Raw genomic sequence first — 24,508 nt, 5'->3', positions numbered from 1 at the left:
TCGGTTTCTCCAGGTCTTTCTTAAAGCTCTGCGCGGGCCGCTTCCAGCGCGTCGAAATGGTCCGATATCTCGGCGCCCGTGGCAATCCAGACATCGGTTCTGCTTTGCACATGGATCAGGAAATCGCGTAGCAGATGCCAGCGCATCGGCCGTCCCGAAACCTGCGGATGGAGGACCAGCGTCGTGACGCCGCCCCAAGCATGTGTCGCCTCGAATTCGTCAATCCACAGCTGCAGCACCGCGTCGCGTCCGAAGATCGGCCGTGAACTGGTGCGGCTCGTCATGCCGAAATTCCAGTCGTCGAAGGCGAAGTTGACCGGGATCTCAATGAGGCCGCGCTCGCCGCCATGATCCGCATGCCTGTAAGGCAGGATATCGTCGCGGAAGGAGCTGGAATAGCGCATGCCGGATTTCGAGAGATAGGCGAGCAGTTCCGGGAAATTCTCACCCGATGGTGCGCGGTAGCCGATCGGCCGCACGCCTAGCACCTGCTGCAACGCCTCATAGCCGCGATCGATTTCCTCGAAAGCCTCATCCAGCTTGTCGCGGTCGGGCAGCTTATGGAGATAGCCGTGATGGCCGATCTCGTGGCCAGCTTTCAGGATCGCTTCGCACTGGGCGGGATGCGCCAATGCCGTCCAGCCGGGAATGAAGAAGGTCGCCGGCAGCGACAATTCATCCATCAGCGACACGATTTTCGAAATGCCGACGCGGGCGTCGTAGCCCCCATGCGACGTCGTAACCATGCGATCGACATTGGAAGGATTGTTGCCGATCCAGGCGGTTTCCGCGTCCACGTCGAAGCCGATGAAGAGCGCGCTTTTCGCGCCGTTCGGCCAAACCATGGCGGGTGTGACAGGCGCCGGATTGAGCGGACGGGGAGAAAGGTCGAAGGGCATTATAAAACCTCCGGTCGGGAAGAATGCAAAGCCGGGCCACCGCTGAACAGATAGCCCGGCTTCCGATGCAAAACGGACTGGTCCGCCGACCGTCCGGCCTGAAGGAGATCAGGCCGGAGGCACCCGTTTTGCAAAACGTGAAAGCTTACTTCTGGGCTTCGCTGTTGACGTAGATGCCGTCGAGGGCAGCCGATTCCAGGTTCCACTTGGCAAGGATCGTCTTGTATTCGCCGCTGGCCATCAGGGCCTTCATCGCACCGATATAGGCGTCGCGCAGTTCGGTATCCTTCTTGGAGAAACCGATGCCCTGGTAGATGGCGGTGAACGGCGCGCCGATCGAAACGTATGCGCCCTTTTCGAGCGTCATCAGGTAGGGAACGGTTTCCGAACCCTGGACGGCTGCATCGACGCGGCCCTGCTTCAGCTGGGTGCGGGCATCGGCCGAACCTTCGGTGCCGACGACCTTGACGGCCGGCAGGCCCTTGGCTTCGCAGTTGGCAGCGCTCCACTTCGCCGTTTCGTCCGGGAAGGACGTGCGACGGCTCATGCCGACATTCTTGCCGCAAAGATCGGTTTCGGACTTCAGTTCATCCTTGCGGGCCGCCGTCGTGTAGAACTGGGCGCCGGACTTCATGTAGTCGACGAAATCGAGAGCGTCGCGACGCTTCGGCAGATCGCTCATGCCCGAATGGATGATGTCGACGCGGCCGGTGGCAACCGACGGCACCATCTGTTCAAAGCCGATATCCGACCATTCGACCGTCACGCCGAGCTGCTTGGCAAGCGCCAGACCAAGATCGATATCAAGGCCCATCAGCGTGTTGGTGGCCGGGTCCTTGTATTCCATCGGCGGATAGTTCGGCGTGTTGGCAACGACGATCTTGCCGGCGGTCTTGATACGCTCCGGCAGGGCCTGAGCCGAAACCGAGCCGGCAGCAGCAACGGCTGCGAGGGCGACGATTGCGAATGTCTTGGTCATGAAATCCCCTGTTCTCTTGTTTTTGGTCGACTGGTTGAACGTTGACGCGGTCAGTTATGGACCGCCCGGATGAATTCCGCGGTGCGCGCGCTTTTCGGCGCCGACAACACTTCCGAAGCAGGGCCGGTTTCGACGACCTTGCCCGCTTCCATGAACGTGACGGTGTTGGCAACGTTGCGTGCAAACCCCATTTCATGGGTAACGACGATCATGGTCATGCCGGACGCGGCCAGATCCTTCATCACGTCGAGCACTTCCGACACGAGTTCCGGATCGAGCGCCGACGTCGGCTCGTCGAACAGGATGAGATCGGGCTGCATGCCCATGGCACGGGCGATCGCGACGCGCTGCTGCTGGCCGCCGGAAAGCTCGGACGGATAATGGTTCGCCTTGTCGGACAGGCCGACGCGGGCGAGAAGCGCAAGCGCATCCTCGCGCGCCTTGGCGACCGGCTGGCCGAGAACCTGGACCGGTCCTTCCATGACGTTTTCGACAGCCGTCTGATGCGGAAACAGGTTGAAGCGCTGGAACACCATGCCGATGCGGCGACGCTGGCGGGAAATTTCCTTGTCCGCCAGTTCATGCAGGTTGTCGCCTTCGCGGCGATAGCCCATCAGCTCGTCATTGACCCAGATGGCACCTTCGTCCATCCGCTCCAGAAGGTTGATGCAGCGCAGGAACGTGCTCTTGCCGGAGCCGGACGGGCCGACGATGCACGCGACTTCGCCGCGCCGGACTTCGAGGCTCACCTTGTCGAGCGCCTTGAACGCATCGAAGCTCTTGGTGACGTCGATTGCCTTGACCAGAATATCTTTCGTCATGTCCAACCTCACATCGATGCTCTGATAGATTTCGATCCGCGGCCATAATAGCGCTCGATGCGCTGCTGGATGACGGACAGAACGGACACCACGACGAGATACCAGAAGCTTGCCACCAGCAGCAGTTCGAGAACGCGGGTGTTGGCGTAGTAGATGACCTGCGCATTGTGCAGGATTTCGGAAAACTGGATGACGCTGGCAAGCGAGGTGAGCTTGACCATGCCGATCACCTCGTTGCCGACAGGCGGCACCATGACGCGCATGGCCTGCGGCAGAACGATGCGGCGCAGCATCTTCATCTGCGTCATGCCGATCGTGCGGGCCGCTTCGTACTGGCCGCTATCGACCGACAGAAGACCGCTTCGCACCACTTCCGACGTGTAGGCGCCCTGCTGGATACCGAGACCGAGCATGGCCGCCACAAACGGCGTCATGATATCGACGGTGCGGAATTCGAACAGGCCGGGAATGCCGAGCGTCGGAAAGATCAGCGCCAGATTGAACCACAGCATCAGCTGCAGCAGTGCCGGCGCGCCGCGGAAGATCCAAAGATAGCCGATCGCGATCCACGACAGAACCGGGTTGCCCGAGATGCGCATGATGGCGATGACGACGCCGAGCACGATGCCGATCGCCATGGCAGCAACCGTCATGACCAGCGTGTTGACGAGGCCCTGCAGAATGACGGGCGCAAACAGGAAGTCGCGCACATAGGACCATTCGATCTGGCCGACGCTGAAGGCGCGCACCAGCGCTGCCATCAGCAGAATGACGATGCCGGCGGCCACATTGCGGCCGATATGCCGCTTCGGCACCAGCTTCAGATGGGCGACCTCGTATTTTGCGCTGTCGTCTACAGCAACGGTCGTGGGTGCGCTCATCGTGTGCCAGCCTCCGCAGAGTTTGCGGCAACAGCCGGCTTTGCGCCGATCTCTTCCAGCGCGAACTGACGGCGGGCGTCGATCGCTACCTCGAACCGGCCGATCTGGTCGCGCACCGCATCGGGTGCCGTGCAGCCATAACCGGTGCGGCTGGCAAGCGCATGTTCGAGCGTGATCGCCTCAAGCAGGCCGGGGCCGAGACGCGGATCGATCTTCGGCAGATCTTCGGCGGTCAGCCCTTCAAGATCATGGCCGCGCTCTTCGCAGTAGCGCACCACAGCGCCGGTGATTTCGTGGGCTTCGGCAAAGGTAACGTTCTGGCTGACCAGCCAGTCGGCCACTTCCGTTGCCAGCGTAAAGCCGCGCGGCGCTTCTGCCCTCAGCTTCTCGACGTCGAACTCCAGCGTCGCAACCATGCCGGCAAAGGCGGGAAGGATGAGCTGCAGCGTATCGATCGTCTCGAACAGGACCTTCTTGTCCTCGGCAAGATCGCGGTTATAGGCGAGCGGCATCGCCTTCATGGTGGCCAGGAAGCCGGTGACATTGCCGATCAGCGTGCCGGACATGCCGCGCGTCAGCTCGGCGATATCAGGGTTCTTCTTCTGCGGCATGATCGACGAGCCGGTGGAATAGCTGTCATGCAGGCGCACCCAGGAGAACTGCTTGGAGCTCCAGATGCAGATCTCTTCGGCCAGACGCGACAGGTTGACGCCGATCAGCGAGGCGATGAACAGGAATTCGGCAACGATATCGCGCGAGGCGACCGAGTCGATCGAGTTTTCCGCAGCTGCCGAATACCCGAGCTCAAGTGCCGACAGGTCCGGCCGGTTGACGATGCCGGAACCGGAAAGCGCTGCCGCACCAAGCGGCGACCGGTCGAAGCGGCGGTCGAAATCTCCAAAGCGTTCGAGATCGCGCAGCAGCGACTGCGCATGCGCCATCAGGTGATGACCAAGCACGACGGGCTGCGCCGGCTGCAGATGCGTGAAACCGGGCATGACCGTTTCCACATGCTGTGCCGCCTGCTCGCGGATCGCGTCCTCGACGTCGATCAGGCCGGCGGAGAGCTCACGCGCCATGCGGCGGAGATAGAGACGGGTGTTGTTGGCGGTCTGGTCGTTGCGCGACCGACCGGCGCGCAGCTTGCCGCCGAGAGCGCCGAGACGGGCCATCAGCAGCCGCTCGAGAAACGTATGCACATCCTCATCGCCGGCGACAGGCGTTTCGCGGCCTGCCGCGACATCGGCCTCGATCGTGTCGAGCGTCGAGCGGATGGCCGAAAACTCGGCCGCATCCAGCACGCCGGCGCGCTTCAGTTCGGACGCATGCGCCCGTGAGCCGGCGATGTCTTCGCGATAAAGGCGGAAATAGGAGGCAGGTGCCCGTGAAAGATTGGCCAGAGCTTCGGAAGGGCCGGACTTGAAACGTCCACCCCAGAGCTGTGCGGATGCCGACATGAGCAAACCCTTCTGTTCAGATAATGGGCAGGGATCCCATGTGCACCACGAATGGGCAAGCGAACTTATTTCCTTGGCCCTATGACAAAAACGACTAGCGCAAAACGACGCGCTGGCGATAATGGTTCGGACGCATCCCGACAAAACCAGTGAGACCCTGATGGAGCAACGTCGCAGGCGCCTGCCGTCCACCGCATCGCTTCAGGTTCTGCTGGCGGTGGCCGAACGCGGATCGACTAGTGCTGCGGCGGAAACGACGGCGCTCTCCCAGAGTGCTGTGAGCAAGCAGCTGCTGGCACTTGAGGAACTGATCGGCAGCCCCGCCTTCCTGCGCACGCCGCGCGGCATGGTGGCGACCGAGGCCGGCCGCATCTATATCGACCACGCGCGCACGGCACTGAAAGCAATGGAAGACGCCGCGCTTCTGGTGGCCCGGCTGAAACCCGGCCCCGGCGTGCTGCGCCTGCAGGTCCTGCCGATTTTCGGCGATCGCTGGCTGCTGCCGAAATTCCATCTGTTTGCGGAACAGCATCCCGATATCGAGGTGCAGTTCACGACCTTCATCTCGCCGTCGCAGTCTGAAGTCCCGGACGGCATTTTCGAGTTTGCGGCGACGCCACAACACCGAGACAACAGCACCTATCTCTTCGGTCAGGACGTGCTTCTGGTGAGCGCACCGAACTATTTCGCCAAGGCCGGAACGCCTTGTGACATCGACGACCTTGCCGAACACGTGATGCTCGAACATCCCCAGACGCCGTTTCACTGGCAACATTTTGTAGCTCATCACAACCGCGACGGGGCCACTGTTCGCCACATTACCCGCTTCGGCTATTACACGATGGTGATCCGCGCCGCACTTGCCGGCCAGGGCTTGGCACTGATCCCACGCGGCCTGATCCTCGACGAGATTGCTACCGGCAGGCTCATCAATCCGGCCGGCCTCGGTTACCGGAGCGATTTCGGCTACTGGTTCAGCACGCCCCATATCCATTCCAGCCCGTCCATGCTGACATTCAAGACATGGCTGACCGCGCAGCTGGGACCTGAACTGGACCGCCCGTAACCGCGACTGTCCACAGCCAGATCTGGCATGCCTGCCCCATACCCGCACACTTCTGTCGCAAAAAAGGACGGCACGAACAGTCGCGTCCAGAAATGGGAGCAGCTTGTTCAGCCCGCCAGCGGTTCGCGCTGTGCGGTGCAGCATCGACGCGGTAGCCTGAAACAGGGAGCTCTAACGAAACGGAGGAGAAGACCAAAGGTCAACGTTTTTCAAACAGGAGACACTTTGATGACCAAAACCGTTTTGAACGCCCTTGGCGAAACCTTGTATTACAGCGGCACATCCAAAGCCTGGATTTCGGCGACGGGTGCCGGCACCGCACTCTCAGGCACAGCGGCCAATGACTCCATGTACGGCGACAGCGCCGTCAACGTGACCATGAGCGGCGGCGCCGGCGACGACGTCTATTACCTCTATTCCAGCATCAACCGGGCCGCTGAAGCGGCAGGCCAGGGCATCGATACGGTCGATACCTGGATGAGCTACACGCTGCCGGACAATATCGAAAACCTGCGCGTCACCGGTGACAACCGCTTCGCCTTCGGAAACGATCTTGACAACATCATCTCGGGCTCGTCCTCGCGCCAGACCTTCGATGGCGGCGACGGAAACGATGTGCTGACCGGTGGCGGCGGGGCCGACACGTTTATCGTCGCCAAGGGCAATGGCAGCGACCTGATCACCGATTTCAGCGCCGACGACAAGATCCGCCTCGATGGCTACAGCTTCACCTCCTTTGAACAGGTGGGCAACAGCCTGACCCAGGAAGGCCCCAATCTGCGGCTTGACCTCGGGGACGGCGACAGCCTCGTATTCGCCGGCACGACAGCCGATGACCTGTCTGCCGACCAGTTTGCGCTCAGCCTCGACCGCTCGGTCCTGACGAAGACATTCGGCGACGAGTTCAACGCGCTTTCCCTGAACAACGGCACGAGCGGCACGTGGGACGCAAACTTCCACTGGGCGCCGGACCAGGGCAGTTCTCTGCCGACGAATGGCGAAAGCCAATGGTACGTGAACCCGCTTTATGCGCCGACCGCCGGTTACAGCCCGTTCTCGGTCTCAAACGGCGCCCTGACGATCACCGCCAAGAATACGCCGGATGCGATCTCGGACGCGGTCAACGGCTACGACTACGTGTCTGGAATGTTGAACACCTATTCGACATTCTCGCAGACCTACGGCTATTTCGAAATGCGCGCCGACATGCCGACCGACCAGGCGACATGGCCAGCCTTCTGGCTGCTGCCGGAAGACGGATCGTGGCCACCGGAAATAGACGTGGTGGAAATGCGCGGCCAGGACCCGAACACGGTTCATGTTTCCGCGCATTCCAATGAGACCGGCAAGCAGACCACGCAGACGTCTGCGATCAGCGTTCCCAGCACCGAAGGCTTCCACACCTACGGCATGCTGTGGACCGAAGAGGAAATCGTCTGGTATTTCGACGACGTGGCGATTGCCAGCGCCGAGACACCGTCAGACATGCATGACCCGATGTACCTTCTGGTCAATCTGGCCGTCGGGGGCGCGGCCGGGAAGCCGGGCGATCTGTCCGGCGGAGCCAAGATGGTCATCGACTATATCCATGCCTACGAAATCGACGACGACGCAGCGCCTACGTCGTCGATCTCAAGCGCATCGGACGACGGCCTCGTATAGGCCGTCTGCTGCCGCATGATGGCGGCGGCACCGAGAACCACGTCGGCCACCTGCAGCAACTGCTTGGCAAGCGGCGTCGAATTGCGCCAGATCATGCCGATGCTGCGGGCCGGTGGCGGTGAATCGAACCGCGAAATGGAGACCCGCGCGGAGCGGGTCTCGACCGGCACCGCCATTTCCGGAATGAGCGTGACGCCGATGCCGGCACCGACCATCTGCACCAGCGTCGACAGCGAGCTTCCCTCCATGATTTCCCGCGACAGGATTTCGCGCGGGCGGTTCGAACCGATGCCGCAGAAGGACAGTGCCTGATCGCGGAAACAATGCCCCTCCTCGAGAAGAAGAAGCCGCATTTCTTTCAGCGCATCCGGCTCCGGCACCGGTTTGTCGCCATCCTCCCGGCTGCGCACCAGCACGAATTCCTCGTCGAACAGTTTAAGCTCCGTCAGCGACGGCTCGGACACCGGTAGCGCGACGATCGCCACATCGAGCCCGCCCTGCATGACTTCCTGGACCAGTTTGGTCGTCTGCGTTTCGCGGATCTCGACCCGGATGCCATCGAATGCCCGGTTGAGCTCGTTGATGACCGACGGCAGCAGATAGGGTGCCACGGTCGGAATGACGCCGATGCGCAGTCGTGACAGAAACCGGTCCCGCGAGGCGCGCGACAGATCCGCAAGTTCGTCGGCGGCCCGGACGATGTCGCGGGCCCGCAGAGCAAAAAGCTCTCCGAACGCGGTCAGCCGGACATCGCGGGTGCCCCGGTCGAACAGGGCCCGTCCCACCTGATCCTCAAGTTCCTTGATCTGCATCGACAGCGCAGGTTGAGAGATCGCGCAGGCTTCCGCCGCCTTGCGGAAACTCGCCTCGCGCGCCAAAGCTTCGAAATAGCGGAGCTGCTTGAGAGTGAAATTAGTCATAAGGTGAAATTATCGCAACCATCAGGAAATCCAACTTAAATTTATCGAAATGTTCCTGTAGAACTCTCGGCAACGGGTTGAGACACACAATCCTCCCCTTTTCATGCAATGCACGACAGACAATCTAAGGAGAATGTCATGGACACGAAAACTGACACTGCGGGCAAGTGTCCCGTTGCACATGGCCAGAACCCCCAGGGCAATACGCCGCGCGGTCGCTCGAACCGCGACTGGTGGCCAAGCCAGCTAAACGTTCAGATTCTGCATACCCACACGGCACTGGCCAACCCGCTGGGCAAGTCGTTTGATTATGCCGAAGAATTCAAGACGCTCGATCTCGACGCCGTGAAGCAGGACCTTCATGCGCTGATGACCGATAGCAAGGACTGGTGGCCGGCCGATTTCGGTCATTACGGCGGTCTTTTCATCCGCATGGCCTGGCACAGCGCCGGCACCTACCGCATCACCGACGGCCGCGGCGGCGCCGGCATGGGCCAGCAGCGTTTCGCACCGCTCAACAGCTGGCCTGACAACGTCAACCTCGACAAGGCTCGCCGCCTTCTGTGGCCGATCAAGCAGAAATACGGAAACAAGATCTCCTGGGCCGACCTGATGATCCTGACCGGCAACGTCGCGCTGGAATCGATGGGCTTCAAGACCTTCGGTTTTGCCGGCGGCCGTGCCGACGTGTGGGAGCCGGAAGAACTTTATTGGGGTCCCGAAGGCAGCTGGCTGGGCGACGAGCGCTATAGCGGCGAGCGCGAGCTGGCCGAACCCCTCGGCGCCGTGCAGATGGGTCTCATCTACGTCAACCCGGAAGGCCCGAACGGCAATCCGGACCCGCTGGCCTCGGCCCGCGACATCAGAAGCACCTTTGCCCGCATGGCGATGAACGACGAGGAAACCGTGGCGCTGGTCGCCGGCGGCCACACGTTCGGCAAGACCCATGGCGCCGGTGATCCGTCGCTGGTCGGAACCGACCCGGAAGGCGGCGAGCTGGAATCCCAGGGCCTCGGCTGGGCGAGCAAGCACGGCACCGGCATGGGCGCCGACACGATCGGCAGCGGTCTCGAAGTCACCTGGTCGCAGACGCCGACCCAGTGGAGCAACTACTTCTTCGAAAACCTGTTCGGCTTCGAATGGGAACTGACGAAGAGCCCGGGCGGCGCCCATCAGTGGCAGGCAAAGAACGCCGAAGCTTCGGTACCCGACGCGCATATCCCCGGCCGCAAGCATGTCCCGACCATGCTCACCTCCGACCTGGCGCTGCGTTTCGACCCGATCTACGAGCCGATCTCGCGCCGCTTCCTCGAAAACCCGGCTGAATTTGCCGACGCGTTTGCCCGCGCCTGGTTCAAGCTGACGCACCGCGACATGGGCCCGAAGGTTCGCTACCTCGGCCCGGAAGTGCCAGCCGAAGACCTGATCTGGCAGGACGTCATTCCGCCGGTCGATCATCCGCTGATCGACGATGCTGACATCGCCAACCTCAAGGAAAAGGTTCTGGCAACCGGCCTTTCCGTGCAGGAACTGGTGTCCACCGCTTGGGCTTCGGCGTCCAGCTTCCGCGGTTCTGACAAGCGCGGCGGTGCCAACGGTGCCCGCATCCGTCTGAGCCCTCAGAAGGACTGGGACGTCAACCAGCCGGAACAGCTTGCCAAGGTTCTGCGTCAGCTGGAAGACATCCAGACCGCCTTCAACACGGCCCATGCCGGTGCAAAGAAGGTCTCGCTTGCCGACCTGATCGTGCTGGCGGGCGCTGCCGGCGTTGAAAAGGCGGCGAAGGCTGCTGGTCACGATGTCGTCGTGCCCTTCTCGCCCGGCCGGATGGATGCCTCCGAGGCGCAGACCGACGCCCTGTCGTTTGCAGCACTCGAGCCGCGCATCGACGGTTTCCGCAACTACGTGAACGAAAAGCGCACGCAGTTCATGCAGGCGGAAGAAGCACTGGTCGACCGTGCCCAGCTTCTGACGCTGACGGCACCGGAAATGACCGTTCTGGTCGGAGGCCTTCGTGTTCTGAACGTCGGCACACCTGAGCACGGCGTGTTCACGACTGCCAAGGAAACGCTGACGAACGACTTCTTCGTCAACCTCCTCGACATGGGCACCGTCTGGGCACCTGTTGCCGGCGAGCGTGGCGTCTATGAAGGTCGCGACCGCAGCACCAGCGCGCAGAAGTGGACTGCCACCCGCGCCGACCTCATCTTCGGCTCGCATTCGCAGCTGCGCGCGATTGCCGAGATCTATGCCCAGGCCGATGCCAAGACGAAGTTCGTCAAGGATTTTGTTGCCGCATGGGTGAAGGTGATGAACGCAGACCGTTTCGACCTGCGCGCCTAAAAAAACAAAACCGGCCGGACGCAACACCCGTTGCGCCCGGCCGATCTCTTTCTGGCGTTAGCGCTGGCTGAAGAAGGCCGACAGCGCATCGATATCGTCATCCTGAAGATATTTCGCAGCATTCACCATCAGATGGCTCGACGACGTGCCGCCACGAACATCGCCTCGAAACAGATCGAGCTGCTGTTTCAGATAGGCGGCATTCTGCCCCGACAATTTCGGATATCCCGGGTTCGCACCGTCCTTGTCATGACAGCTGAGACAGACGGGGATCTTGTCCGCAGACCTTCCCCTTTCGGCAAGCTCGCGGCCTCTTTCCACAAGCGCCTGGTCCTTCGGCGGCATATCGCGTTTCGGACTTTGCTGATCGGCATAGTAGCGCGCCAGTTCCGGCAGGCTTTCTTCCGGGAGCGTGCCGACTGCGACACCCATGATACCGCTCGGCCGTCGGTTGTCGTGATAGGCCTTGAGGCTTTCCAGCAGATAGGTCTCCGACTGTCCCGCGAGACGCGGGATTATGCTGCCATCGTTGAGCTTTGCTTCCGTATGACAACTTTCGCAGGTGATCGGCAGCGGCGATACTTCGCCCGCGGTTCCCATGCCGTGCAGACCTGATGCTGCGATATAGGCCTTGCCGTCCATCTCAGGCAGTTTGCGCAGAAACGCCACCATCGCCCAGACTTCGTCGTCACGCGTCTGCACCGGCCAGGCCGGCATGCCGGTAAAGCGAACGCCGTGCTTGACGATCTCGAACAACTGCGCGTCGGTCCAGGTCGGCACGACTGCTTTCAGATCCGGCGGCGGCGGCAGCATCGACAGCACGGCATCGTTCCGGCCCTGCGCCGGCGACCCGTGACAGGTGGCGCATCCGCTTTCGAAATGGCCGGCAGCGGCCGGCACCAAAGCCGGATTGTCGAGCGGTGGCGGATCAACGGACATCGACGCGGTGCTGACCGAATTGCGCATCACCCAATGCAGGAACCAGTCGGTCGCTGCCCAGTGTCCCGACGAGGCGCGCACGCTGATCAGGCCCGACCAGGCGACGCCGAAGCCGAGGATCGGCGCAAGGATGGCAAGAATGATCAGATGCTTCCAGCGGATCGTCATCATGCGTTCCCCTCAAGCTCAGGAGCCGGATCATGCCTCAGCATGCCGGCGAGCAGCGCCACGCCGCCTGCAAGATAGACGATAGCACCAACCAGCAGCATCACCACACCGCCTGTCTGCTGATCGGCGAGTGCGGTGAGCGGTATACCGAAACAGCTCACCTCGCCCGCGCCGTAAAGCGGCCGCGGCGAAAGCGACAGGAGCGCGCCGAGCAGCGTCATATGCATCGAGGTAAACAAGAGGCCGAACGTGCCGGCAAGTCGACGCGCCTCGCGTCCCGATGCCGCACCGCCGAGACAGGAGAGCCACAGCGTCAGCCCGGCCGTGAGAAATACCATCTGCTCGAGAGCGGCGAACGGGACCGACCCTTCCGATAGCTCGCGCATGGCCGGAATATGCCAGCCCCAGACGGCAAACAGTTCCAGCACCGAGGCGAGCATCGGTGTGAGCCAGAGATGACCGGCCGTGAAATCGAAGCGCGTTCCGGACATGCCAAACGCGATCAGCGGCGACGCGATGGCAACGACACCCATATGGGCGACCATATGCACCGAGAACGAGCCGCGATCGGAAAACGGCAGGATGCCGAACCAGAGCAGACCGAGGACCAGCGCCCCCGCGATCAGCGCAAGGCGTTTCATGGCTGGCACTCCGCAATGAAGATCAGCGGAATGGCCGCATAGACGACCGACACGAAGCTCAGGCCCGACAGCAGCAGCGTTGCAAACCCTTGGAACAGCGTGCGCGACGAGCGCGTCGGTTCGTCATGCGGCGCGTCCTTGGCACCGAAACCCCACTGGCGCCAGGCGAGATAGGCAGAAAGCACGATCATCGCGAGCGCGGCGAGTGTCACGACGACAAGCACGATCCGGACCGTGTCGAAGCTGAACGACGCCGGCAGACGCTTGGCGCAGAAAACCGCGACCGTCGCATAGCAGATGATGAAATGCAGCGCCCAGACCACGGGCGCCGTAAAAAGGGTCCAGAGAGTTTCGACCTCGCGGGGGATAACGCTCTTCATGATGCCACCAGCGGAAAGAGACCGAGCACGCCGAACGTGACGACGGCGGTAAACGCCATGAAATGCCAGTAGAGCGTGACGTTGCGGATATCCTGATCGTATTCGCCGGTCATGTTGCCGGTGAGGCTGCGGGCAAGGCAATAGAGCTGCATCACGACGCCGACCACGCCGTGGATAACGGTCCAGAGCGCGATGACCCAGACGGTGGCCGGATAGACGTTGGAAGTCGGATCCATGCCGGTAAGATAAGGACCGGCGAGACCAGCAAGCGAGGCGGCGATGGTAACGGCTGCGGCTGCAACGAGGGCCAAGCGGCAACCGACCGGGCCCTTTTCGTTCAGCTGCCGGGCCAGCATCGTCAGGCCCCAGGCGACAAGATAGAGCACCAGCGCCACCATCGGCCAGAACACACCCGGCCCGGCACTGACGCCGGTATAATCGTCATGCACCGTCCAGTAGAAGAAATAGCCGAAGATCAGGCTGGCAAAGGCGGTACCGTCCCCAACCATGGTGATGAACATCGCCCACCATCCGACGGACGCGGGGCCTGAAACATAGACCGGCAGGCTGAGGCCCAGCCCGACATCCGTCTCAGCCGCTTCAGGGATCTGCGCCGTGCCCGTCCACAGCCAGTAGATGATGGCGACAAAGGTGATGATGGCGCAGATGATGGTGGGGATCCACCAGTGGAAGGTGAGCGCGATAAACACGCCACCCAGCGACAGGGCGGCTATGATGGTGACATAGGACACGCCGCCGACGCGCAGGCACTGGATCGGCTTTGCATCGAGCACCGACGTGACCAGCGTCTCGCGCCGACCGGATTTCGCATCCGGCAGATAGAAGCGGCCAGCCTCGATATCGGCCTGCAGGTTCGGCTGGTCCCACAGCGGGTAACGGCTGGTGATGATCGGCACGGAGCGCATGCCCCAGCTCTCGTCCGGATCGTTGGTCCATTCCAGCGTTCCGGAATTCCACGGGTTGAGATTGCGTTCCGCAGGCTTGGGTTTCGGCCGGAAGATGTCGATCACGAAGGTGGCGACACCGGCTGCAAAGATGAAGGCGCCGATGGTCGAGACGAGGTTGAAAATATCCCAGCCGAATTCTTCCGGGTAGGTGAAGACGCGTCGCGGCATGCCCCGCAGCCCGGAAAAATGCATCGGGAAGAACGCGGTGTTGAAACCTGTGAACATCAGCCAGAACGACACCTTGCCCCAGGTATCCGACAGCTTTTTGCCGGTCACGAAGGGGAAGTAATAGTAGATGCCGGCGACGATCGGGAAGAACATGCCGCCGATCAGCACGTAATGCAGGTGGGCCACGATGAAATAGGTGTCATGCGCCTGCCAGTCGAACGGAACGAGGGCCACCATGACGCCGGTCAGCCCGCCGATCACGAAGATGATCAGCCCGCCCGCGCCAAACAGCATCGGCACCGAAAAGATCACCCGGCCCGCAAGCATGGTGGCGATGAACACGAAGATCTGCACCCCGGTCGGAATCGCCACCGCTTCCGATGCCGCCGAGAAGAAGGCGAGCGAAATCTGCGGCAGGCCGGTCGCGAACATGTGGTGGACCCACAACCCGAAACTCAGGAAACCCGTGCCGACAGCCGCCAGCACGATCCAGGAATAGCCGATGATCGGGCGCTGCGAAAACGTCGGCACGATCATTGCCATCAAGGCGATGGCCGGCAGGAAGACGATGTAGACTTCCGGGTGGCCGAAGATCCAGAACAGATGCTGCCAGAGCAAGGGATCGCCGCCGCGCGATGGATCGAAGAACGGCCAGTTGAACATCCGCTCCATCTCGAACAGGATGTCGCCGGCAATCAGCGGCGGGAAGGCAAACAGGATCATGCCCGCGACGATCAGCAGATACCAGGCAAACATCGGCATCATGTTGATGCGCATGCCGGGGGCGCGGCATTTCATGATGCCGACGATGATCTCGACGGCTGCGGCAATCGATGCCACCTCGATGAAGGACAGGCCGAGCAGCCAGATGTCGGCGCCGATGCCGGCATATTCCTTGTCGGTGGCAAGCGGCGGATACATGAACCAGCCCGCATTGGGTGCTGCGTTGAAGAAGATCGAGCCGCAGACGAAGATGCCACCAAGCAGGAAGCTCCAGTAGCCGAAGGCCGATAGCCGCGGGAACGGCAGTTCGCGTGCGCCGAGCATGGACGGCAGAAGAAAAATCGCGATCGCCTCAAAGATCGGCACCGCGAACAGGAACATCATGACCGTGCCGTGCAGGGTGAAGACCTGGTTGAACAGCTCGGCCGACATGAAATCGTTGTTGGGGACGACGAGCTGCATCCGAATCAGCAGTCCGAGAACGCCGGCAAACAGCATGAAAACGAATGCGGTGACGCCGTACCAGAGCCCGATCTCGCTGTTGTTGACCGAGGTCCAGTAGCGCCAGCCCTTTGGCGTTTCCCAGGTATCGCGCAGCCTCTTTTCCTGGGCGGCGCGCTCCTCGGGCGAGAAATTTCCGAGTTCAACGCTCATCGAAGCCCCTTCAGATACTGTGCAATGCGATCGGTTTCGGCTTCGGGCAACATGTTGTAATGCGGCATCCGCACACCGGGCTTGATGCCGGCCGGATCGCGCAGGAAGCGGGCGATATCGGCGGTGGTATTGCCAAGCGTGCCGGCCCCGACCGAACCGCGTTCGCCGAATGCAGTCAGATCCGGGCCGATGACGCCGCGCGCCTCGGTGCCTGAAATCGCATGGCAGGCGGAACAGCCGTTTTTCAGAAACAGCGCCAACCCCTCGGCATCCCCGCCACCGGACGCGCTGCGGCGGGATGCGAGCCAGGCGTCATAGGCCGGCTTTTCCATCACCTCCACGGTAAAGCCCATCAGCGCATGCGAGGTGCCGCAGAATTCGGCGCAGACGCCGCGATAGGAGCCGGGCTTGTCACCCTCCAGCGTCAGAACGTTGCGACGGCCGGGGATCATGTCCATCTTGCCGCCGAGCACCGGGATCCAGAACGAATGGATGACGTCGGGCGAGGTCAGCTGGAACGCCACCCGCTCGCCGACCGGCATGCGGATCTCGTTGGCGGTCTCGAAGGCGACAGAGCCGTCCGGATTGAGATACCGGACCCGCCACCAGTACTGCTCGCCGGTGACATCGATCTGCCGCAGCCCCTCACCGCCTCCGGAGAAAAACGGACGGACATTGGGCATCAGCCACATGGCGTAGGATAACAGCGCGCCAAGAACGATGCAGGGCATCACGGCACCGCCCCAGAGGATCAGCCTCCCCGCCCCTTGCTCGGAATGGGCGTTCTTCTTGCGCGCCGCATAAAACAGAAGCGCCACGACGCCGACCCAGATCACCGCGCCGCCGATCAGCATCGCGAAGAACAGTGTCGCGACACCCGCGGCTTCCCGTCCCGCGGGATCAAGCACCGACTGCACGCCGGAGCAGGAAACCATCAGCGGACAGAGGAGAATTAGGGAAAGGACTGCTTTCGCCGCAGGCAGAAGGGCGCGGACGATGACATCGTCGAAATAGGTTTGAGATCGGGTTGGCCGGCTGTCGCCGGTCACGCGGTCATCGTTCATTCTGCTCTTCACCCCCGGCTCGAACAGGCGCAATGCATCACTTCTAATTTTGTTCCCACCCCAAACGAATTTTTTTACCCGGTGAAAACGATGAGCGTTAAGGGCCGCGTCGCATCGAACTTCATGACAACCGCTCGCGAAAAGGAACTATCGCCCTCTGGCTCCGTTACGTCACCTTCGTTGACGATCCCGCCGTCAAGCAAGGGAGCAGGTTGATATGAGTGCACCACGTGCCAACTGGAAAGGTCATATCAAGTTCGGCGAGGTGAGCTGCCCTGTCGCGCTCTACACAGCGGTTTCATCGTCGGACCGGATCAGCTTCAACATCCTCAATCGCAAGACCGGAAATCGCGTGCGCCGCGAGTTTGTGGACAGCGAGACAGGTGACCCCGTCGAGCACGACGACCAGGTGAAGGGCTACGAGACCGGCAGCGGCAAATACGTGGTGCTGGAACCCGAGGAAATCGCCGCCGCTATCCCCGAGAGCGACAAGACGCTCGATATCGACGCGTTCATTCCATGCTCGGAAATCGACGACATCTATTTCGACAAGCCCTATTATCTCGCGCCCCAAAAGCTCGGCGAGGAAGCCTTTGCGCTTCTGCGCGACGGCATGAAGGAGGCGGGCGTCGCAGCGATCGCCAGCACCGTGCTTTTCCGGCGGTTGCGGACAGTGCTGATCCGTCCCCACGGCGACGGGCTGATCGGCACCACGCTCAATTTCGATTACGAGGTCCGCTCGACGGACAAGGCCTTCGAAGACGTGACAGAGGTCAAGATCGACAAGGAGATGCTCGAACTCGCCTCCCATATCATCGGCACCAAGAAGGGTAGCTACGACCCGACCAAGTTCGACGACCGGTATGAAGAAGCGCTGGCCGAACTGGTGAAGGCGAAGCTCGAGGGCAAGAAGATCCCGAAGCGGAAGGCCCCGACAGCCTCCAAACCATCCGATCTTCTGCAGGCCCTGCGTGAAAGCGCCGGCATGGGCGGCAAGTCCGGATCAACGGACAAGCCGAAGGCAAAGACCAAGGCGAGCGCCAAGCCGAAATCCGCCAACACCAACAAGACGCCGCGCAAGACTGCCAAGTCAGCACCATCATCCTCGACAAGCACGCGCCGCAAGGCCGGTTAAGGGAAACGACAGCCATGGCGATACGTCCCTACTGGAAAGGCTATCTGAAGCTTTCGCTCGTCACCTGCTCCGTCGAGATGACACCGGCGACCTCGGAAAGCGAGAAGGTGCGCTTTCACACGCTCAACCGCGAAACCGGCAACCGGGTGCAGAGCCACTACGTGGATTCGGTGACCGGCAAGCCCGTGCGTGACGACGATGAAGTCAAAGGCTATCAGCGCGGCGAAGACGACTACGTGATGCTGGAAGACGAGGAGCTCGACAATGTCGCGCTCGAAAGCACCAAGACGATCGATATCTCGACCTTCACTCCACGTTCCGACATCGACTGGATCTGGCTCGATACCCCCTACTATCTGACGCCCAACGAAAAGGTCAGCGAAGAGGCATTCTCGGTGATCCGCGCCGCGATGGACAGCCAGGAGATGGTCGGCATTTCGCGACTGGTGCTCGGCCGGCGCGAACGGGCCGTTATGATCGAGCCCCGCGGCAAGGGCATCGTTCTCTGGACGCTGCGCTACGGCGACGAGGTGCGCGAAGCCAAGGACTATTTCGACGGACTGGACAAGGCCGAGCCCGAGAAAGAGACATTGCCGCTGATCCGCAAGCTGATCGAACAGCAGACCCGCCCCTGGGACGCAAAATTCGTGACCGATCCGGTGCAGGACAATCTCCTCGACATCATCAAGTCGAAAAAGAAGCAGCGCCGGCCGGCGCCGAAGAAAGCCGAAAAGGAAGAGTCGGACAAGCCCAGCAATGTCATCGACATCATGGATGCGCTGAAACGCTCGCTGGCGGCCGACAAGCGGAAAAGTAAGTAGGCTGGCGGCTCGTAGGAACGGCGGGCTCGGACTGCTGACGGACATTGAAGAAGTTATTGCTCAGGATGCAGGCGATACGTCGGTCGCGCAGGCCTTGAAAGTCCCCCAGCCGCGCGTTGCTTGACGAGCGCGATACCCCACTCTCCCCTCATCCTCGCCCTTGTGGCGGGGATCCAGCGACCCGACGTCCGTCGGGTGAAAGACTCTTTTCAGCTCAAGGACTTGAGCTGACTGGATCCCCGCCACAAGGGCGAGGATGAGGGGAGTTTGGGACTGGGCTCACTTTTCCAATTGACTGTAGAGTTGTTCGATAACAGCATTGTCAGCTGCGTGAGTAGGCCGAACGACGGCCTACTGTCCTCACCACTCAACCTCGAGCTTCAACCTTCTTCAATCGCTTGATCGCCTCTGCAAGCGGCCGCTCGGCGTCGCAATAGTCTTTCCACGCTTCGCTTTTCGCAATCAGCGCCGGCACCGTATGAATGGTGAAGCGTTGCGGGTCGAGGTCGGCTTTGACCTGGGTCCAGGTGAGCGGCATGGACACCGTCGCACCCTCGCGCGCACGCGGCGAAAGCGGCGCGACGGCCGTCGCCATGCGGTCGTTGCGGAGGTAGTCGATGAAGATGCGGCCTTCACGCAGCTTCTTCGACATCTTGGTGAGGTAGAGGTCGGGATCGTCCTGCGCCATCAGGTTCGAAACCCGGTGCGCAAAATCCTTCGCTTCATCCCAAGTCAGTTCCTTGCGGCCGCCCGTCTTCAGCGGCACGACCACATGCAAGCCCTTGCCGCCCGTCGTCTTGCAAAAGCTCATCAGTCCCAGTTCGTCGAGACGGTCCCGGATTTCACGAGCGGCCTCGACCACCCTCGGGAAGGCGACATCGGGAGCGGGATCTAGGTCGAACACAAGCCGCCCGGGAACTTCGGGCTTGGTCGGCTGGCAGTTCCATGGGTGCAGTTCAAGCGATCCGACCTGCGCCAGCGCCGCCAGTCCCTCGATGCGATCGACCTGCAGATAGGCCTTCTTGTCGCCATGGACCTTGACCAGCTCCAGGAGGTTCGACGTGCCCTGCATGGCATGCCGCTGGAAGAACTGCTCGCCGCCGATCCCGTCTGGCGCGCGGATGACCGAGCAGGGCCGACCCTTGATGTGCTCTATCATCCAGCCCGCGACCGATTCGTAGTAACGGCCGAGATCCTCCTTGGTAACAGGCGTGTCGCCGTTCTGCGCATCGCTTGGCCAGAGCGGCTTGTCGGGATTGGAGAGCATCACGCCCATCACTTCCGCCTTGCCACCCCTGCCGCGCGGAGCCTTCGTCGTTTTTGCAGCACCGGCGGTCTTTTCGGCCTTGGGCTGCGGCGTCTCCCGATCCGGTGAGGCCGGCTTTTCGGCCTCGACCTCATCAGCCGGCTTGTCTTCCCTCAGGCCCTTGAACGCCGCCTGGCGCACCTGGCCATCATTCGTCCAACCCGCGAACTGGATCTCGGCAACCAGCTCCGGTTTCACCCAGTGCATGTCCTTCGTCTTCTTGGGCGCCCCGATACCGGTAAACGGGCTTTTCTCGGCAGAAAGCGGTTCGAGCTTGGACATCAGATCCGCAGCCCTGCCCGCGCCAAAACCCGTTCCGACGCGACCGACATAGACGAAATGGTTGTCGCGATAGACGCCGGCCAGAAGCGATCGGAACTTGCCTTCGGTCGTCGCATAGCCGCCGATCACCACCTCGTGGCCTGCGCGGCACTTGGCCTTGACCCAGGTGTCGCTTCGGCCCGACCGATAGGGCGCGTCCGCCTGTTTCGAGACGATGCCTTCGAGCGAGAGACGGCAGGCGGAACGCAGAACCGCATCGCCACCGGTTTCGAAATGGTCCACATACCGGATCCGGGCCCCGGCTTCCGCCTCGGCAATCACCTGCGACAGCCGCGATTTGCGCTCGTCCAGCGGCATGTCGCGCAGGTCTTGGCCGTCGTGGAAGAGGAGATCGAAGGCGAAATAGACGAGGTCGTCTGTCTTGTCCTCGGAAAGTGCGGCCTGCAGCGCTGCAAAATCCGGCGCGCCGTCGTGATCGAGCGCGCAGATCTCCCCGTCGATCACCGTATCCGGCAGAACTTCGGCATCCTTGGCAATCTGCGAAAACCGATCCGTCCAGTCGAGCCCCTTACGGGTCCTCAAGATGGTCTTGCCATCCTGCACGCGCATCTGAACCCGATATCCATCGAATTTGATCTCATGCAACCAGCCTTCTGCCGACGGTGGCCGGTCGCGGATCTGGCAGAGTTGCGGTGCGATGAAATCCGGCATTTTTTCCGAGGCCGGATTCGCCTTATCTGCGCTCTTGCCCTTACTTGCACTCTTGCTCCCAGCCTTCCGTTCGTCAGCCGCCAGCCCTTCGCTGCTGTCCCACACAGCATCCGCATCGACCGCGCTGCTGGTCAGCATGAAAGGTTTCGGCTTGCGTCCCTTGCCCGCAGCAATCGTCGCCATGTCGCGACCGGAAGCGACCGAGGTTTCCATCTCTTTCAAGACCGCATCGCCGTCCTTGTCGACCGAGTGATCGTCGTGATGCTTGATCAGCAGCCAGTTGGTGCGCTTGCCGCCATCGCGGTCCTTTTTCATCCGCACCAGCACGAAGCCGCCCTGCAGCCGTTCGCCATCGAGGATGAACTTGAAATCGCCCTTGGCGAGCGCCTTTTCGAGTGGGAGCGCGCCATCGACTTCCCAGTAACCCCGGTCCCACAGCATGACCGTGCCGCCGCCATACTCGCCTTTCGGAATGGTCCCTTCGAAATCGCCGTAATCGAGCGGATGGTCCTCGACCTCGACCGCAAGGCGCTTGTCCTGAGGATCGAGCGACGGGCCGCGGGTCACCGCCCAGGACTTGAACACGCCATCCATTTCCAGCCGCAGATCGTAATGCAGCCGCGTCGCATCGTGCTTCTGAATGACGAAGCGGCCGCGCTTGGACGGCCGCACTTTAGCGGCGCCGCTCGGCTCCTTGGTCTTCTTGAAATCACGCTTGCTGCGGTAGGTTGAAAGAGTATCGGACATGGAACGCTCCCGGCACGGCTAGGGAGTCCGAATGTCCCACCGGCGCAATAGTTCCACAACGCACGGTGGATGGATCGAAGGCGCTCGTCTTGCTGCCTAACTCTCCTTTCGATACAAACGCACTCAAGGTTCGAGCCCAAGGAAAACGCCACCATGAGCATCCAGCAGAAGCCGGTCTTCACGGCCGACGACGTGGCGCGGGCAGAGAGCTACAAGGCCCGCGATTATCCTGACAATGTCGATCCCAAGGTGGAAGACCTCGTCCGCCAGATGATCTCGGGCTTCGCCGACAAGTGGACGGTGGTCATCCTCGATACGCTGTGGGACGAAGGTGTTTTAAGGTTTTCCGACCTCGCCCGCCGCGTTACCGGCATCAGCCAGAAAATGCTGACCCAGACGCTCCGGCGCATGGAACGCGACGGTCTGGTCATCCGCAAGACCTATGCCTGCGTGCCGCCCAAGGTGGAATACAGCCTCTCTCCGCTTGGCCTGACGCTCGGAGCTGCCTTCTGCAATGTGTGGATCTGGGCGGTCGAGAACCACGATGCGGTGGCAAAGGCGAGAACGGCTTTCGACGACGAAGACTGAGGGCGCCGGCGATACCGGCGCCCTCGGATCGTGCAGCGGTCAGCTCGGGTTGATCATCGCAAACACCTGGTCGAAATTGCCGGTGGCTTCGGCCGTGCGCTGCCGCATGACCCGCTGAACCATCACTTCCGACGGCGTCGGATCGGCGCAGAGCAGACCGACGGATTCGGAGACGAAATCGGCAAGCGGCATGGCTGTCGCGAACTTCGACTGGCCGGGCGTCAGCTCCGTTGCCACCTGTGGCGGGGCAAGCTCCACCACGGCGATCTTGGTGCTGCGCAATTCGTGCCGCAGGCTCATTGTCCAGGAATGGATGGCCGCCTTGGTGGCGCTGTAGGTCATGGAATCGGTGCGCGGGACGAAGGCGAGACCCGAGGAGACGGTGACGATCACAGCTTCCGGCTTCTGGCGCAGATGCGGAAGCAGGGCCGAGGTGAGCCAGATCGGCGCGAGAAGATTGGTGGTGATGGTGCGCTCGGCGACATCGACGTCGTAAACGTCAGCGAGCACGTTCTCACGCTCCATGATGCCCGCATTGTGGATGACGACGTTGAGATCCGGATGGTCCTTCACGACCGAAGCGGCAAATGCGTTCAGGCCGTCCTTGTCCGTGACATCGAGCTGGTATCCGGAAAGCGCCGGATTGTCCTTCAGCGTTTCATTCAGGCTTGCCTCGTTGCGCCCGGTAACGATCACCTTCGCGCCGCGTTCGGAAAGGGCGACGGCGAGACCGCGGCCGATGCCGGAATTGCCGCCCGTGATCAGGATTGTTGCTTTCGTGAAATCCATTTGCATTCTCCAATGCTGCTGATGCGCTTCAATATCACCAATAGTAACTTTTAGTAAGAAGGCACCTTTTAGTAAGAAATAGGAAATCGGATGCGCCCATCACGGCAATGTGCCGCACACGGCCTGCCTGACAAGGGGCGCACGGTTTACAGGGTGGCCGGTTCTGATTTACAGCTGCGCCCGAAATCTCGTCGGGAATACAAGGATAAGCCGATGGCGCTGACAGCTTCCACCACCCATGCCCGCAAAGGCCTCGGCCATGCGGTCATCGTCACGCTCGGCATGGCGGCAACCGTCGGCACGGCCCTTGGCTTCCAGTATCTCGGCGGCTATATTCCCTGCGCGATGTGCCTGCTGCAGCGCGAACCCTATTACTACGCAATCCCGGTCGGCATTCTTGCCATGGGCGCCCTGGCATTCGGCATGCCCGCCTGGATCGGCCGCACGCTTCTGATCCTTGTCGGCCTGATGATGCTGGTTGGCGCCGGGATGGGCGTTTATCACGCGGGCGTCGAATGGGCTTTCTGGGAAGGTCCCGCAAGCTGCGGCGGCGGCTCGGGCGTCACCACCAATGCCGGCAGCCTTCTCTCCGACCTCAACACGGTGCACGGTCCGTCCTGCACGGAAGCAGCACTCCGCGTGCTCGGTCTGTCGTTCGCGGGCTGGAACGTGATCGCCAGCGTCATCCTCGCGGCCATCGCCTTCATCGGCGCCAAGAAGGCCGCGTGAGCCGTAACCCTTACGGCTGCAGCTCGGAATCCCAGTAGAGATAGTCCATCCAGCTTTCGTGCAGATAGTTGGGCGGAAACAGCCGGCCGTTGTTATGCAGGTCCTGCACGGTCGGCGCATAGGGCTTCTGGTGCGGGAACATGCCCGCCTGCTTGGGAAGCTTGCTGCCCTTGCGCAAATTGCAGGGCGAACACGCCGCCACAACGTTCTGCCAGGTCGTTTCGCCGCCATGGGCCCGCGGGATGACGTGGTCGAAGGTCAGATCGTCGTGATCGCCGCAATACTGGCACTCGAACTTGTCGCGCAGGAACACGTTGAAGCGCGTGAAGGCGGGATTGCGGGTCGGCTGGATATAGGTCTTCAGGCTGACGACGCTTGGCAGTTTCATCGAGAAGCTGGGCGAACACACCGAATGATCATATTCGGCAATGATGTTCACACGGTCGAGGAAAACCGCCTTGATCGCGTCCTGCCAGGACCACAACGACAAGGGATAATAGCTCAGTGGCCGATAGTCAGCGTTCAACACGAGCGCCGGTAAGGCCTGCGGGGAGACTGCAATCGTCAAATGACGCTCCTAACGGATTCGGCATCTATCTCCTCTATATTAGGACCGTTGTTACAGGATTGTGAAGCCCTTTAAGTACAGGCGGCTTCGTCACTCAAA

The 24,508-nt window shown here is 61.5% G+C and carries 21 protein-coding genes; 7 read left to right on the top strand and 14 right to left on the bottom strand.

The features are described 5' to 3' along the window. Positions 1-20: 20 nt before the first annotated feature. The 5 genes from AC0JZ8_RS07975 to argH all read right to left on the bottom strand — a co-directional run bounded on the left by AC0JZ8_RS07975 (position 21) and on the right by argH (position 5,037). A complete protein-coding gene (locus AC0JZ8_RS07975) occupies positions 21-899 on the bottom strand; it encodes a polysaccharide deacetylase family protein (RefSeq protein WP_062581842.1) in 879 nt (292 codons plus the stop codon). Between the two features lie 145 nt (positions 900-1,044). Further along, on the bottom strand, positions 1,045-1,878 hold the full coding sequence (locus AC0JZ8_RS07970; protein WP_113166438.1) for an ABC transporter substrate-binding protein: 834 nt from the start codon (positions 1,876-1,878) through the stop codon (positions 1,045-1,047). Between the two features lie 50 nt (positions 1,879-1,928). After that, entirely contained in the window at positions 1,929-2,699 is a 771-nt protein-coding gene (locus AC0JZ8_RS07965; protein ID WP_062581839.1) for an amino acid ABC transporter ATP-binding protein, read from the bottom strand. Between the two features lie 8 nt (positions 2,700-2,707). Next, positions 2,708-3,580, bottom strand: coding sequence for an amino acid ABC transporter permease (locus AC0JZ8_RS07960; RefSeq protein ID WP_430242087.1), 873 nt, complete (start codon positions 3,578-3,580; stop codon positions 2,708-2,710). Then, positions 3,577-5,037: an argininosuccinate lyase gene (argH, locus tag AC0JZ8_RS07955; RefSeq protein ID WP_471892217.1), complete on the bottom strand. Its 1,461-nt coding sequence runs from the start codon at positions 5,035-5,037 to the stop codon at positions 3,577-3,579. The genes AC0JZ8_RS07960 and argH overlap by 4 nt, the downstream gene beginning before the upstream one ends. A gap of 160 nt (positions 5,038-5,197) precedes the next feature. Here argH and AC0JZ8_RS07950 point away from each other — a divergent pair, with 160 nt between their 5' ends. Next, positions 5,198-6,103 carry a LysR substrate-binding domain-containing protein gene (locus AC0JZ8_RS07950; RefSeq protein ID WP_062461655.1) on the top strand — a complete coding sequence of 302 codons (906 nt, stop codon included), beginning with the start codon at positions 5,198-5,200 and terminating at the stop codon, positions 6,101-6,103. A gap of 228 nt (positions 6,104-6,331) precedes the next feature. Next, positions 6,332-7,765 (top strand): endo-1,3-1,4-beta-glycanase EglC, encoded by a 1,434-nt coding sequence (eglC, locus tag AC0JZ8_RS07945; RefSeq protein WP_471892216.1) that lies wholly within the window; start codon positions 6,332-6,334, stop codon positions 7,763-7,765. Here the strand turns inward: eglC and AC0JZ8_RS07940 are convergent. Continuing rightward, positions 7,696-8,685 carry a hydrogen peroxide-inducible genes activator gene (locus AC0JZ8_RS07940; protein ID WP_471892215.1) on the bottom strand — a complete coding sequence of 330 codons (990 nt, stop codon included), beginning with the start codon at positions 8,683-8,685 and terminating at the stop codon, positions 7,696-7,698. The genes eglC and AC0JZ8_RS07940 overlap by 70 nt on opposite strands. A 138-nt stretch (positions 8,686-8,823) precedes the next feature. Here AC0JZ8_RS07940 and katG point away from each other — a divergent pair, with 138 nt between their 5' ends. Then, a complete protein-coding gene (gene katG / locus AC0JZ8_RS07935) occupies positions 8,824-11,028 on the top strand; it encodes a catalase/peroxidase HPI (RefSeq protein WP_471892214.1) in 2,205 nt (734 codons plus the stop codon). Positions 11,029-11,085: 57 nt separating this feature from the next. Here katG and AC0JZ8_RS07930 read toward each other — a convergent pair whose 3' ends face one another. The 5 genes from AC0JZ8_RS07930 to coxB are packed head-to-tail and all read right to left on the bottom strand — an operon-like array spanning position 11,086 to position 16,733. Further along, entirely contained in the window at positions 11,086-12,138 is a 1,053-nt protein-coding gene (locus tag AC0JZ8_RS07930) for a c-type cytochrome (protein WP_471892213.1), read from the bottom strand. Beyond that, on the bottom strand, positions 12,135-12,776 hold the full coding sequence (locus AC0JZ8_RS07925) for a cytochrome c oxidase assembly protein (protein WP_471892212.1): 642 nt from the start codon (positions 12,774-12,776) through the stop codon (positions 12,135-12,137). Before AC0JZ8_RS07925 ends, AC0JZ8_RS07930 begins: the two co-directional genes overlap by 4 nt. Beyond that, the gene (locus AC0JZ8_RS07920; RefSeq protein ID WP_062461668.1) at positions 12,773-13,156 is read right to left on the bottom strand and encodes a hypothetical protein; all 384 of its coding nucleotides are present in this window, start codon (positions 13,154-13,156) and stop codon (positions 12,773-12,775) included. Before AC0JZ8_RS07920 ends, AC0JZ8_RS07925 begins: the two co-directional genes overlap by 4 nt. Next, positions 13,153-15,669: a cytochrome c oxidase subunit I gene (gene ctaD / locus AC0JZ8_RS07915; RefSeq protein ID WP_471892211.1), complete on the bottom strand. Its 2,517-nt coding sequence runs from the start codon at positions 15,667-15,669 to the stop codon at positions 13,153-13,155. Before ctaD ends, AC0JZ8_RS07920 begins: the two co-directional genes overlap by 4 nt. Continuing rightward, complete coding sequence (gene coxB / locus AC0JZ8_RS07910) at positions 15,666-16,733, bottom strand: cytochrome c oxidase subunit II (protein ID WP_471892210.1); 1,068 nt, start codon at positions 16,731-16,733, stop codon at positions 15,666-15,668. The genes ctaD and coxB overlap by 4 nt, the downstream gene beginning before the upstream one ends. A 217-nt stretch (positions 16,734-16,950) precedes the next feature. On the opposite strand from coxB, the gene ku (AC0JZ8_RS07905) reads away from it, so the two are divergent. Continuing rightward, positions 16,951-17,868: a non-homologous end joining protein Ku gene (ku, locus tag AC0JZ8_RS07905; protein WP_209902201.1), complete on the top strand. Its 918-nt coding sequence runs from the start codon at positions 16,951-16,953 to the stop codon at positions 17,866-17,868. 14 nt (positions 17,869-17,882) lie between these two features. Beyond that, a complete protein-coding gene (ku, locus tag AC0JZ8_RS07900) occupies positions 17,883-18,689 on the top strand; it encodes a non-homologous end joining protein Ku (protein ID WP_471892209.1) in 807 nt (268 codons plus the stop codon). 367 nt (positions 18,690-19,056) lie between these two features. Here the strand turns inward: ku (AC0JZ8_RS07900) and ligD are convergent, their stop codons facing one another. Further along, complete coding sequence (ligD, locus tag AC0JZ8_RS07895; protein ID WP_471892208.1) at positions 19,057-21,735, bottom strand: DNA ligase D; 2,679 nt, start codon at positions 21,733-21,735, stop codon at positions 19,057-19,059. Between the two features lie 153 nt (positions 21,736-21,888). On the opposite strand from ligD, the gene AC0JZ8_RS07890 reads away from it, so the two are divergent. Continuing rightward, positions 21,889-22,323, top strand: coding sequence for a winged helix-turn-helix transcriptional regulator (locus AC0JZ8_RS07890; RefSeq protein WP_113111803.1), 435 nt, complete (start codon positions 21,889-21,891; stop codon positions 22,321-22,323). 39 nt (positions 22,324-22,362) lie between these two features. Here AC0JZ8_RS07890 and AC0JZ8_RS07885 read toward each other — a convergent pair whose 3' ends face one another. Beyond that, positions 22,363-23,112: an SDR family oxidoreductase gene (locus AC0JZ8_RS07885; RefSeq protein ID WP_471892207.1), complete on the bottom strand. Its 750-nt coding sequence runs from the start codon at positions 23,110-23,112 to the stop codon at positions 22,363-22,365. Positions 23,113-23,331: 219 nt separating this feature from the next. Here AC0JZ8_RS07885 and AC0JZ8_RS07880 point away from each other — a divergent pair, with 219 nt between their 5' ends. Beyond that, entirely contained in the window at positions 23,332-23,841 is a 510-nt protein-coding gene (locus tag AC0JZ8_RS07880) for a disulfide bond formation protein B (protein WP_471893339.1), read from the top strand. A 10-nt stretch (positions 23,842-23,851) separates the two neighbouring features. Here the strand turns inward: AC0JZ8_RS07880 and AC0JZ8_RS07875 are convergent, their stop codons facing one another. Beyond that, positions 23,852-24,409: an HNH endonuclease gene (locus tag AC0JZ8_RS07875; protein ID WP_062461688.1), complete on the bottom strand. Its 558-nt coding sequence runs from the start codon at positions 24,407-24,409 to the stop codon at positions 23,852-23,854. Positions 24,410-24,508: the final 99 nt, after the last annotated feature.

Source organism: Velazquezella soli (assembly GCF_977018685.1).
Note: the sequence above shows the minus strand (reverse complement) of the source record. Positions and strands in the feature narration are given on the sequence as shown.

Excerpts from the sequence above, each read along its gene's own strand:
- argH (WP_471892217.1), bottom strand. The coding sequence starts at position 5,037 with ATGTCGGCATCCGCACAGCTCTGGGGTGGACGTTTCAAGTCCGGCCCT.
- AC0JZ8_RS07890 (WP_113111803.1), top strand. The coding sequence starts at position 21,889 with ATGAGCATCCAGCAGAAGCCGGTCTTCACGGCCGACGACGTGGCGCGG.
- ligD (WP_471892208.1), bottom strand. The coding sequence starts at position 21,735 with ATGTCCGATACTCTTTCAACCTACCGCAGCAAGCGTGATTTCAAGAAG.
- ctaD (WP_471892211.1), bottom strand. The coding sequence starts at position 15,669 with ATGAGCGTTGAACTCGGAAATTTCTCGCCCGAGGAGCGCGCCGCCCAG.
- AC0JZ8_RS07930 (WP_471892213.1), bottom strand. The coding sequence starts at position 12,138 with ATGATGACGATCCGCTGGAAGCATCTGATCATTCTTGCCATCCTTGCG.
- AC0JZ8_RS07960 (WP_430242087.1), bottom strand. The coding sequence starts at position 3,580 with ATGAGCGCACCCACGACCGTTGCTGTAGACGACAGCGCAAAATACGAG.
- eglC (WP_471892216.1), top strand. The coding sequence starts at position 6,332 with ATGACCAAAACCGTTTTGAACGCCCTTGGCGAAACCTTGTATTACAGC.
- AC0JZ8_RS07925 (WP_471892212.1), bottom strand. The coding sequence starts at position 12,776 with ATGAAACGCCTTGCGCTGATCGCGGGGGCGCTGGTCCTCGGTCTGCTC.
- AC0JZ8_RS07950 (WP_062461655.1), top strand. The coding sequence starts at position 5,198 with ATGGAGCAACGTCGCAGGCGCCTGCCGTCCACCGCATCGCTTCAGGTT.
- ku (WP_471892209.1), top strand. The coding sequence starts at position 17,883 with ATGGCGATACGTCCCTACTGGAAAGGCTATCTGAAGCTTTCGCTCGTC.
- AC0JZ8_RS07970 (WP_113166438.1), bottom strand. The coding sequence starts at position 1,878 with ATGACCAAGACATTCGCAATCGTCGCCCTCGCAGCCGTTGCTGCTGCC.
- AC0JZ8_RS07940 (WP_471892215.1), bottom strand. The coding sequence starts at position 8,685 with ATGACTAATTTCACTCTCAAGCAGCTCCGCTATTTCGAAGCTTTGGCG.
- coxB (WP_471892210.1), bottom strand. The coding sequence starts at position 16,733 with ATGAACGATGACCGCGTGACCGGCGACAGCCGGCCAACCCGATCTCAA.
- ku (WP_209902201.1), top strand. The coding sequence starts at position 16,951 with ATGAGTGCACCACGTGCCAACTGGAAAGGTCATATCAAGTTCGGCGAG.
- AC0JZ8_RS07965 (WP_062581839.1), bottom strand. The coding sequence starts at position 2,699 with ATGACGAAAGATATTCTGGTCAAGGCAATCGACGTCACCAAGAGCTTC.
- AC0JZ8_RS07975 (WP_062581842.1), bottom strand. The coding sequence starts at position 899 with ATGCCCTTCGACCTTTCTCCCCGTCCGCTCAATCCGGCGCCTGTCACA.
- katG (WP_471892214.1), top strand. The coding sequence starts at position 8,824 with ATGGACACGAAAACTGACACTGCGGGCAAGTGTCCCGTTGCACATGGC.
- AC0JZ8_RS07885 (WP_471892207.1), bottom strand. The coding sequence starts at position 23,112 with ATGGATTTCACGAAAGCAACAATCCTGATCACGGGCGGCAATTCCGGC.
- AC0JZ8_RS07920 (WP_062461668.1), bottom strand. The coding sequence starts at position 13,156 with ATGAAGAGCGTTATCCCCCGCGAGGTCGAAACTCTCTGGACCCTTTTT.